Here is a 10172-nt window from a genome sequence, read left to right on the forward strand (position 1 = left end):
GCCCTGCGTCATCCCCTGGAGCCTTCGATGCTGTGCCACCGCCCCCTCGTTCTTGCCCTCTCGCTGGCGTGCGCCGGCGTCCTGCCACTGCTGCCTGCACCCGCCCGCGCACAGGCAGCGACACGCCATTACGATCTGCCCGCGCAGCCGCTGGCCCAGGCACTGGATGCCTACAGCCGCCTCACGGGCGTGGATCTGGTGATGGCCACCGCACTCCCCGCTGGCCATGTGGCCCCCGCCCTGCAGGGTGACTTCGATGACGCCCAGGCGCTGACCCGCCTGCTGGCCGGCAGCCCCCTGCGGTCGCGCTTCATCGATGCCCGCCATGCCACCCTCGAACCCGCGCCGCCCCAGCGCGACGACGGCAGCCGCCGTACCGGTCCGCTGCGCGTGCAGAGCGACACCTCGCGCGGGCCGGCTGCCGGTGCCGGCACCAGCCAGTACGTCGCCCCCCTCGCCGACGGCTTCACCCCCAAGGTCGGCAGCGAGCGCGTTGCCATGGCCGAGCGCCAGGACGGCAACAGCCTGCTGCGCTCGATGCCCGGCAGCCACACCTTCCACTCCCGCAGCCAGCCGGGGCTGCAGGTCAACATCCGCGGCATGACCGGCGCCGGCCGGGTCAACACCATGATCGACGGCGTGACCCAGACCTTCCGCAACAACGCCGGGCATGGCTCCGGCGGCCCGTTCGCCTATGTCGATCCGTTCCTGCTGGCCGGCGTTGACGTGCAGCGCGGCGCGGTGGCCGGTGCTGACGGCGCCGGCACGCTGGCCGGCAGTGCCAACTTCCGCACGCTGGACATCGACGACCTGCTGGCCGAAGGCCGCGACTGGGGCCTGCGTGCCGGTTACCGCCACGGCAACAACGGCTACGGCGATGGCCGTACGTTCGCCGGCGCCTGGCGCCACAGCGAGGACGGTGGCGACCGCCAGTTCGGCCTGCTGGCAGCGGCCAGCAGCAGCCGCAGCGGCGAATACGCAACCGCCAATGGACAGAAGAACAGCGCCGACCCGGCCAGCCAGCAACCCAGCAGCTGGCTGCTGAAGGCGCGCCTGCAGCCCAGCGACCAGCACCGGCTGGACCTGAGCCACATGCACTATGAAAACGACTTCTACCACAACTACCCGTGGCAGATTACCGCGCGCAACCAGCGCGCCAGCTACCACTACACGCCCTACACGCCGTGGCTGGACGTGCGTGTCACCTTCGCCGGCAACAAGACGCATCTGTACTACCCGCCGGTGGAGGATTCCAGCTACATCGGTCGACGCACGCACAGCAGCCTGAGCAGCTGGACCGCAGACAACACCAGCCGCTTCGAGATCGGCCCTGTGCAGGCGCGCTGGAACACCGGCATCAAGCACCAGTCGGACATCTTCGTGGCCGACACGCCCACCCTGCGCGGTGCCAACCCGCAGGGCCGCAGCCAGCTGGACAGTGTGTTCAGCACGCTTGAACTGCAGCATGACCGCTACGCATTGACCGCTGGCCTGCGCCAGGAACGGTATGGCATCAGCGGCCACATCCCGGTCTGTTCGGACGTGCCGGGCCAGTGTGCGGACATCGGCGGCGGCGACATCGACGTGCGCCGCACCCAGCATGCGCTCAGCCCCAGCCTCGCGTTCTCGGTGCAGGCCACCGACTGGCTGCAGCTGTTCGTTGAAGCCTCGCGCACCTCGCGCGCGCCGCGCGTGCAGGAGATGTTCTTCGAGAAGATCCCGCTGGAAGGCATGAGCGATGCCGATGGCGTGGGCGCCAACCCGTTCCTGCGCCGCGAGCGTTCGCGCAACCTGCAGTTCGGCGCCAACCTCAGTACCGACTCGCTGCTGGTCGACGGCGACCTGGCCCAGCTGCGGGTCACCCGCTTCGACAACCGCATCCGCGACTACATCAAGCCGCAGTACCTGCTGGTGGTGCATCCGCCGGAAGTGGCACCGCGGGTGGTGGCCATCGACAGCGACGAGCAGTTGAGCGCCTGGACCGACGTACTCGATGCCGATGACTTCACCACCACCACCCGCTGGATGAACCAGCCCGGCATCGTGCGCATGCGTGGCATTGAACTGGAAGCCCACTACGCCAGCGAGCACTACCACGCCACGTTGAGCTGGACCCGGTCGCACACCAGCGCGCCCACCATCGAATACGTCAACCTGGAAGACATCACCGCCCTGCCCGACCGCTACTGGACGCTGGACGTGGGTGGCAGCTGGTGGCAGCAGCGCGTGCAGGCCGGCGTGCGTGCCGAGTACTCCGGCCCCACCGAGGAAGGCTACGACTTCTTCCAGACCCGCAAGACCGGCGGCACCGGCGTGCTGCTGGATTTCTACGCCAGCTTCAAGCCCCAGGCCAATACCACGCTGTGGCTGAACATCGAAAACCTGCAGAACAAAGCCTATGACAACAATGCCTCGATCGACAGCATCTTCAGCCCCATCCTGGATCGCGGCAACGGCCGTGGACGGACGGTCTCGATGGGCGTCAATGTGGCGTTCTGAGCGCCGCTGGCTGCTGCTGTGCCTGCTCGCGCTGGCGGGCATGGCCGGGGCGCAGCCGATGCCGGGACGCGTCGTCGACCTGGCCACTGGGCAGGCGCTGGATGAGGCGGGCTTCACGCAGCGCGTGGCCGGGGCGCAGCGCGTGCTGCTGGGCGAGCGCCACGATGTCGAGGCCGATCACGCCGCGCAGCGCTGGCTGCTCGCGGCCCTGCAGCGGCAGCGGCCACAGGGCGCGCTGGTGCTGGAGATGATCGCGCAGGAACGCCAGGCGCGCCTGCAGCGCGTGCAACGCTGGCTGGCCAAGGGCAACCGGGCCGACGGCAGCCGCCTGCAGGAACTGCTGGGCTGGGACAGCCGCTGGCCCTGGCAGGCCTATGGCGGCCTGGTGCAGGACGCCTGCGCTGCAGGCATTGCCCTGCACGGCGGCAACCTGTCGCGCGCCGAAGTCGATGCGCTGCTGGCATCGGCTGAGCCGGTCCGGTTCCCGGTAGCCGACGCGCGGCAGCGGTTGTCCGCAGTCGTGCTGGCCCAGCATGCCGGGGCCGCGCCGATGCTGGAGGGCATGCTTGCCGTGCAGCAGGCACGCGACAGGCGCATGGCCCAGGTACTGGCGACGTCGCCCGCACCCGCCCTGCTGGTCGCCGGCCGCTGGCACGTGCTGCGCGGCACCGGCGTGCCCGGCTACCTGCCGCCGGCCACGCCGGCGCTGGTGATCGCCTTGGCCGCGCCGGGCGAAACCCTCGACGTTGGCGACGCCGATCTGCTGTGGGTGACCGCCGATGAGTGAGCGCAGCGGCCACTGGCAGGCCGTCGCCATCAGCGTCGGCCTGCACCTGTTGCCGCTGTTGCTGCTCGTGCACTGGGTGGCAACCCCGACGGCACTGCCGCCGCCGGAGCAGGACATGCGCATCAGCCTGCGCCTGTTGGCACCGGCCGCGCCGCCGCAGCCGGTGGAGGAGCGCCACGCCGATACGCCCCGCCCGGCGCAGCAGGCCAGTGCGCCGCAGCCCAGCAAAGCGCCACCGCCGCCGCTGCCCACCGCTGCGCGCGAGGGCGAACGTGCGGCCAGCGAAACCGGCGGCAGCGGTCGCCAGCCGCTGCTGGTTGCCCCGCCTGCCGCAAGCACCAACGCCGCGCCGGCCACGGCCTCGGTCGCCGCCGCACCGCCCACACCGGACGCCCCCCCTGCGGACCTGCAGGCCGGCGCCGCCAGCGACCAGTGGGAGGCCCGGCTGATGGCGCGACTGCAACGCTATCGCTTCTACCCCGCCACCGCGCGCGCACGGCGCCAGCAGGGCACGGCCTGGGTACGGGTCAGCCTGGACCGCACAGGCAGCCTGCTTGCCCTGCGCCTGGAGCAGTCCAGCGGCCAGCCACTGCTGGATGAAGCCGCGCTGCAGACCTTCCGCCGCGCACAACCACTGCCGCCCATTCCCGATGAGATGAACGCGCCGCAGGAACTGGTGGTGCCCGTGGAGTACTACCTGCACCAGGCCGGGTGACAGAACGCAACAGGCCCGCACGTTGCCATGCGGGCCTGCTGTCATTCGATTGCGGTGCGGGAACGTCCTCAGCGCGGGCCGAGCACCTTCTGCAGATCATCGCCCTGCGGCAGGCCGGCGCGGCGTTCGACGCTGCCCTGCTCATTCTGGAACAGGATGCCCGGCGTGCCCTGGAAGCCCATTTCCACCATCAGCACCTGGTTTGCATCCAGCTTGCCCGCCACTTCGCGGCTGATGCTCGGCAGCGGCTTGATGCCACCCCGGTCGAACTGGTGTTCGTTGTCCAGCAGCGCGGCGCTGGGGTCGCTCGCGGACAGGATGGCTGCGGCCTTGGCCGGGCTGTCCTCGCGGATCACGCCAACCATGATGTGGCGAAGCTGCACCTTGCCTGCATCCACCCACGGACGAGCCGCTTCCCAGAACTTGTGGCAATACGGGCAGTTTGCGTCACTGAAGGTATAGACCACGCGCGGTGCATCGGCCTTTCCGTCACGTACCCAGGCACTGCCTTCCAGCTTGGACCACATCTTGGCCGACATCGGCGCGGCCACCAGCTTCTCCACCGCCTCGGCGGCCACGTCGTTGCCCTCGGCATCGAACAGGCTGCCCACCAGCACATGCTTGCCATCGGCGGTGACATAGGCCGCCGCCGGCTGCTGGCCGCCGACCACGCCGGCAAAGCCGCGCAGGCCGCCCGGCGCATCGAACTCGGAAATGACTTCGAAGCCGTGCTTCTCGATGCCCTTCAGCACCGCAGGACGCTCACCCTTGCCTGCCGCTGGGGCCGCCGCAGCAGTCCCGGCAGGCGTCTTGGCCGGCGGCGTCTGTGCCTGGCTGCAGGCGGTAATGGCCAGCAGCATCGGCAGGATCAGGACCGCAGGCGCGGTGCGCAGGGAAATCGACAGCATGTGAACTCCAGAGGGAAATGCCCGCGCAGGCTACCGCAGCCTGCGCAGTTTGTGTTCAAGACCGGCGTGGGTCAGTTCCCCCAGGTGCAGATCCTGCAGGCGCCCCTGCGCATCGAAGAACAGGGTCGAGGGATAGGCCCGCACGCCCAGCACGGTCGAGGCAGCGGCAGGCTCATCCAGCAGCACGCCGCGCAGCGCAAGGCGCTCCGCGGTCAGGAACTGCTGGACCTCATCGAGGCTTTCGCCCTGGTTGAGAAAGACGAACTGCAGCTCAGGGTGTGCCTGCTGCGCCTGGGCCAGAACCGGCATTTCGCGCCGGCATGGGCCGCACCAGCTTGCCCAGAGATTGAGCACCACCGGCTTGCCATGGAACTGCGACAGGTCCAGCGGCTTGCCCTGCAGGTCCACCACCTGCACCGCCGGCAGTGACAACGTGTTGGCCTGCCACTGCGCCAGCCCGTAGCTGCCCAGGCCCCACAGCACTGCGCCTGCGAGGGCGCTGCACAGGACCGGAACACGCAGCGAAGGATGCCGGCGCAGGCTCCAGAGGCCCCACCCAAGCGCTGCAACCATCACCACGGGCACGTGATAGCCGCCATCGGCAATCTGCAACATGCTCCACGGCGCTTCGCGATAGAAGGCGAAATTGGCGACGATGAAGGACACGCGGCCACAGAGCAGGCCCACCAGCAGCATGTCCAGCACCCGGCCCGCGCCTGAGGGCCGCTGCGGCACGGGCTGGCGCGACGACCAGAGCCGCGCGATGCCCATCGCCAGCAGCAGACAGACCAGGATCACCACAACCGGCATCGGCACCGGCCCCACACTTGGCATTGCATCACCTGCACGACATTCCAGAGGCCTGCATGGTCAGGCGGCGTCGAGCGTCGGCCCGGTGACCGGTACGACCGGCAAGGCACGAGTGGCCATCGCAGCGGGCGCCGGCAGTGCGCGTTCTCGACGCTTGCAGCTCACGTGACGGCGGTAATTGGCCGGCGTCATGCCGACAATGCGCAGGAACAGGCGTCGGAACGCACTCTGGTCCGCATAGCCCACGCCCCAGGCCACCTCGTCGATGCTGGCGCCCTGTTGCAGCAGAGTCTGCGCCTTCGCCACCCGCAGCCGCTGGCAGTACTCGATCGGACGCAGCCCGGTGGCCTTCAGGAAGCGACGCTGCAGGGTGCGCGGCTCCAGACCGGAGACCTCGCAGATGGACGGCAGGGTCGCCCCGCGGGCCGACGTGGTGTGCAGCCAGCGCTGGGCCTTGAGCACGTCACGGTCGCCGTGGGCGAAATTGGCACTGAACCGTTCCAGGTCCTGCTGCACGCCCGCCGGCACCACAATGCCCAGCTGCTGCGCCACCGCACTGGCCACGCCCTGCCCGTGCAGGCGGTACAGCAGGCGCAGGCCGAGATAGCGCCACGCCTGCGGGCCGGCCACGGTCAGCAGGTCGCCATCATCGACCAGCGTGCGCTCGCTGGGCGCCCAGCTGGCGGCCTGGCCCTGCAGCCCCGGGTGCCGGCGCAGGTCGGGGCCCGCCACGGTACGCCCGGCCAGCAGACCCGCCCGTGCCAATACGCCCACGCCGTCAGCCGCCGCCGACAGCAGGCTGCCACCGTCGTAATGTGCACGCAGCCAGTCCAGCAACACTTCCTCGGCCCGCACCGAAACCACGGGGCTGACCTGGCCCGGCAGGGCAATCACCGCAGGAATCGCCGCATCCAGCATGTCGGCACCAGTGACCCGGTTCACGCCGCGGTGGCTGGCGGGCACGATCCAGCGGGTGACCAGCACGCGCGCGCTGGGGCGCCGCTGCTGCTGGGCAAGACGGTTGGCCACGTGGGCCATTTCAGCCAGTACCGAGGCCGCGGAAGGATCTCCTCCCGGGTATTCGACCACGGCAACCTCGACGAAGCCCTCGTTCTTCAGTCCCTCCACACTCCCCTCCTCCATTCGTTCAGGCCGTCGAGCGGCCAGTTCAGGCGAAGGGTAGGAACTGCCCCAACAGCGGGGCTATGAAGAAAGTTGCAAAGTGACCTGAATGGGGGAAACGGATAAACCCTTTACTCTTGACCAGACTCCAGGGTTGACAATAGCCCCAGTCATCCAGGAGTGCGCCATGAACATTGGACAGCTGGCCCGCGAGGCCGGGGTGCCGATCGACACCGTCCGCTACTACGAACGCCAGCAGCTGCTGCCCACCGCAGCACGCTCCGCCGGCGGCTACCGCATCTTCGGCGAGCAGGACCTGCGCCGCCTGCGCTTCATCCGCCGCGCCAAGGCGCTGGGCTTCAGCCTGGAGGAAATCGCCGAACTGCTGACGCTGAGCGATCGCCACCAGCAGGACATGGCCAGCGTGCGCGATACCGCACAGGCCCGCCTGCTCGACATCGAGCAGCGCATGGCCGAGCTGCAGCGCATGCACGCCGCGCTGTCACAGCTGGTCGACGCCTGCCCGGGCCATGGCGACCTGAAGCAATGCCCCATCCTCGCCGCCCTGACCGAGGACAACGCATGAACAGCGGGCACCCGCACCACGGCGCGGCAACGGGCGGCGGCAGCTGCTGCGGTGGCGCGAAGAAGGCGCCACTGGCAGTGAAGGATCCGGTCTGCGGCATGGACGTGGACCCGGCCACCAGCACCCACCACGCAAACCACGATGGCCGTGACTGGCATTTCTGCTCGGCACGCTGCCGCGAACGCTTCCTGGCCGACCCTGCCGCCTTCGACGGCAGCACGCCCGCAGCCAGCGCCACAAAGAAGGCCGGTGGCTGCTGCGGCGGGCATGCGGCGCCCGCCGCTGGCACCGCCACGGTGAAGGACCTGGTCTGCGGCATGGACGTGGATCCTGCCAGCACCGCGCACCACGCCCACCACCAGGGCCAGGACTACCACTTCTGCAGCGGCGGCTGCCGGCAGAAATTCATCGCCGACCCCCAGCGCTATCTCGATCCGTCGTCCTACGTCGCACCGGAGGTGCCTGCAGGCACGCTGTACACCTGCCCGATGGATCCGGAAATCGTGCAGGAAGGCCCCGGCACCTGCCCGATCTGCGGCATGGCGCTGGAACCGATGATGCCCAGCCTGGACGATGGCGAGAATCCGGAACTGACCGACTTCCGTCGCCGCTTCTGGGTCTCGCTGCCGCTGAGCGTGGCAACGATGGCGCTGGCGATGCTGGCGATGACCCCGTTGCTGCATGCACTGTCGCCCACGCTGCGGGTGTGGATCGAAGGCGCGCTGGCCACGCCCGTGGTGCTGTGGGCCGGCTGGCCGTTCCTCGAACGCTGGGCGCAGTCGATCCGCAACCGCAGCCCCAACATGTGGACGCTGATCGGCACCGGCGTCATCGCCGCCTACGGCTACAGCGTGGTGGCCACGGTCGCACCGGGCGTGTTCCCGCCTTCTTTCCAGCAGCACGGTCACGTGGGCGTGTATTTCGAGGCGGCGGCGGTGATCATTTCGCTCACCCTGCTTGGCCAGCTGATGGAACTGCGCGCACGGGCCAAGACCTCGGCGGCGATCAAGGCGCTGCTGGGCCTGGCACCGAAGACCGCGCGGCGGATCGATGCCGATGGCAGCGAGCATGACGTGGAGCTGGCGTCGGTGAAGGCCGGTGACCGCCTGCGCGTGCGCCCCGGCGAGAAAGTGCCCGTGGATGGCCGCGTGCTGGAAGGCCGTTCTACGCTGGACGAATCGATGCTGACCGGCGAACCCGTGCCCGTGACCAAGCAGGCCGGCGACAGCGTGATCGGCGCGACCCTGAATGGTTCGGGCGCGCTGGTGATCGAAGCCGAGCGCGTGGGCGACGACAGCATGCTGGCGCAGATCGTGCAGCTGGTGGCACAGGCGCAACGTTCGCGCGCGCCGATGCAGCGCATGGCTGACAAGGTGGCGTACTGGTTCGTGCTGGCGGTGCTGGCCGTGGCCGCGCTGGCGCTGTTCGGCTGGGGCCTGTTCGGACCGGAGCCGTCGTGGACACATGGCGTGCTGAGCGCGGTGGCGGTGCTGATCATCGCCTGCCCCTGTGCGCTGGGGCTGGCCACGCCGATGTCGATCATGGTTGCCACCGGGCGCGCCGCGCAGCACGGCGTGCTGTTCCGCGATGCCGAAGCGATCGAAGCACTGGGCAAGGTCGATACGCTGGTGATCGACAAGACCGGCACGCTCACCGAGGGTCGGCCCGCGTTCGATGCCGTGCATGCCAGCGATGGTTTCGAGGATGGGCGGGTGCTGCAGTGGGCCGCCAGTCTCGACCAGGGCAGCGAACACCCACTGGCCGAAGCCATCGTCGCCGCTGCGCGCAGCCGTGGCCTGCCGCTGCTGGCGGTGGAGGAGTTCGATTCGATCACCGGGCTGGGCGTGCAGGGTCGCGTGGAGGGCCGCGCGATGTGGCTGGGCAACACGGCATTGATGGCTGGGCAATCAGTGCAGGTGGCCGCCCTGCAGGAACAGGCCGATGCCCTGCGCCGACGCGGTGCCAGCGTGATGTACCTGGCGGTGGACGGCCAGCTCGCCGGACTGCTGTCCGTGGCGGATCCGATCAAATCCACCACCGCCGAAGCCATCGCCGCACTGCACCGCGACGGCCTGCGCATCATCATGGCCACCGGTGATGGCCTGCTGACCGCACAGGCGGTTGCATCCACGCTCGGCCTGGACGAAGTACACGGCGAAAGCCGTCCCGCCGACAAGGCCGCACTGGTGCAGCAGTTGCAGGCACAGGGTCGCGTCGTGGCGATGGCCGGCGATGGCATCAACGATGCCCCTGCCCTGGCCAGTGCGAACGTCGGCATCGCCATGGGCACCGGCACCGACGTGGCAATGTCCAGCGCACAGGTCACGCTGGTGAAGGGCGATCTGCGCGGCATCCTGCGTGCGCGCCAGTTGTCGCGTGCGGCCGTGCGCAACATGCGCCAGAACCTCGGCTTCGCCTTCCTCTACAACGGCCTGGGCATTCCGGTCGCGGCCGGCGTGCTGGTGCCGTGGGGCATTTCGCTGTCGCCGATGCTTGCAGCGGTGGCGATGAGCCTGAGTTCGGTATCGGTCATCAGCAACGCGCTGCGCCTGCGCACACAGCGCCTGCCGCCCGGCTGACATCGGCGACGCAACGGACGTGAAGAAAAGTGCAACAAACGCTTGCCAACCCCCGGGGGCACAGCTATTATTTCGCTCCTCAGCGACGTGGGGCCATAGCTCAGCTGGGAGAGCGCCTGCATGGCATGCAGGAGGTCAGCGGTTCGATCCCGCTTGGCTCCACCAC

Annotated in this window: 8 protein-coding genes and 1 tRNA gene; 6 read left to right on the forward strand and 3 right to left on the reverse strand. The window is 69.2% G+C overall.

Annotated features, from left to right (window positions below; all coding sequences use genetic code 11):
* Nucleotides 1–27: 27 nt before the first annotated feature.
* From QMZ26_RS18490 to QMZ26_RS18500, 3 genes are read left to right on the forward strand one after another with little or no spacing between them, the layout of a single operon-like run.
* Nucleotides 28–2499 (forward strand): TonB-dependent receptor, encoded by a 2472-nt coding sequence (locus QMZ26_RS18490; protein WP_345782698.1) that lies wholly within the window; start codon nt 28–30, stop codon nt 2497–2499.
* Nucleotides 2486–3286: a ChaN family lipoprotein gene (locus tag QMZ26_RS18495; protein ID WP_283222299.1), complete on the forward strand. Its 801-nt coding sequence runs from the start codon at nt 2486–2488 to the stop codon at nt 3284–3286. The genes QMZ26_RS18490 and QMZ26_RS18495 overlap by 14 nt, the downstream gene beginning before the upstream one ends.
* Entirely contained in the window at nt 3279–4001 is a 723-nt protein-coding gene (locus tag QMZ26_RS18500; protein ID WP_283222300.1) for an energy transducer TonB, read from the forward strand. The genes QMZ26_RS18495 and QMZ26_RS18500 overlap by 8 nt, the downstream gene beginning before the upstream one ends.
* 68 nt (nt 4002–4069) lie before the next feature.
* Here QMZ26_RS18500 and dsbG read toward each other — a convergent pair whose 3' ends face one another.
* From dsbG to QMZ26_RS18515, 3 genes are read right to left on the reverse strand one after another with little or no spacing between them, the layout of a single operon-like run.
* Nucleotides 4070–4909 (reverse strand): thiol:disulfide interchange protein DsbG, encoded by an 840-nt coding sequence (dsbG, locus tag QMZ26_RS18505; RefSeq protein ID WP_283222301.1) that lies wholly within the window; start codon nt 4907–4909, stop codon nt 4070–4072.
* A 30-nt stretch (nt 4910–4939) separates the two neighbouring features.
* Nucleotides 4940–5743, reverse strand: a complete 804-nt coding sequence (locus QMZ26_RS18510; RefSeq protein WP_283222302.1) for a TlpA disulfide reductase family protein — start codon at nt 5741–5743, stop codon at nt 4940–4942.
* 36 nt (nt 5744–5779) lie between these two features.
* Nucleotides 5780–6847, reverse strand: coding sequence for a helix-turn-helix domain-containing protein (locus QMZ26_RS18515; RefSeq protein WP_200733993.1), 1068 nt, complete (start codon nt 6845–6847; stop codon nt 5780–5782).
* A gap of 181 nt (nt 6848–7028) precedes the next feature.
* Here QMZ26_RS18515 and QMZ26_RS18520 point away from each other — a divergent pair, with 181 nt between their 5' ends.
* From QMZ26_RS18520 to QMZ26_RS18530, 3 genes are all read left to right on the forward strand, one after another.
* On the forward strand, nt 7029–7427 hold the full coding sequence (locus QMZ26_RS18520) for a heavy metal-responsive transcriptional regulator (RefSeq protein WP_283222303.1): 399 nt from the start codon (nt 7029–7031) through the stop codon (nt 7425–7427).
* Nucleotides 7424–10006 (forward strand): heavy metal translocating P-type ATPase, encoded by a 2583-nt coding sequence (locus QMZ26_RS18525; protein ID WP_283222304.1) that lies wholly within the window; start codon nt 7424–7426, stop codon nt 10004–10006. Before QMZ26_RS18520 ends, QMZ26_RS18525 begins: the two co-directional genes overlap by 4 nt.
* A gap of 89 nt (nt 10007–10095) precedes the next feature.
* Nucleotides 10096–10171 (forward strand) — tRNA-Ala (locus QMZ26_RS18530).
* Nucleotide 10172 lies beyond the last annotated feature (1 nt).

This window comes from Stenotrophomonas sp. PFBMAA-4, assembly GCF_030053215.1.
In the GTDB taxonomy this organism is placed as follows: Bacteria; Pseudomonadota; Gammaproteobacteria; order Xanthomonadales; family Xanthomonadaceae; genus Stenotrophomonas.

Excerpts from the sequence above, each read along its gene's own strand:
- QMZ26_RS18490 (WP_345782698.1), top strand. The coding sequence starts at position 28 with ATGCTGTGCCACCGCCCCCTCGTTCTTGCCCTCTCGCTGGCGTGCGCC.
- QMZ26_RS18495 (WP_283222299.1), top strand. The coding sequence starts at position 2,486 with ATGTGGCGTTCTGAGCGCCGCTGGCTGCTGCTGTGCCTGCTCGCGCTG.
- QMZ26_RS18500 (WP_283222300.1), top strand. The coding sequence starts at position 3,279 with ATGAGTGAGCGCAGCGGCCACTGGCAGGCCGTCGCCATCAGCGTCGGC.
- dsbG (WP_283222301.1), bottom strand. The coding sequence starts at position 4,909 with ATGCTGTCGATTTCCCTGCGCACCGCGCCTGCGGTCCTGATCCTGCCG.
- QMZ26_RS18510 (WP_283222302.1), bottom strand. The coding sequence starts at position 5,743 with ATGCCAAGTGTGGGGCCGGTGCCGATGCCGGTTGTGGTGATCCTGGTC.
- QMZ26_RS18520 (WP_283222303.1), top strand. The coding sequence starts at position 7,029 with ATGAACATTGGACAGCTGGCCCGCGAGGCCGGGGTGCCGATCGACACC.
- QMZ26_RS18525 (WP_283222304.1), top strand. The coding sequence starts at position 7,424 with ATGAACAGCGGGCACCCGCACCACGGCGCGGCAACGGGCGGCGGCAGC.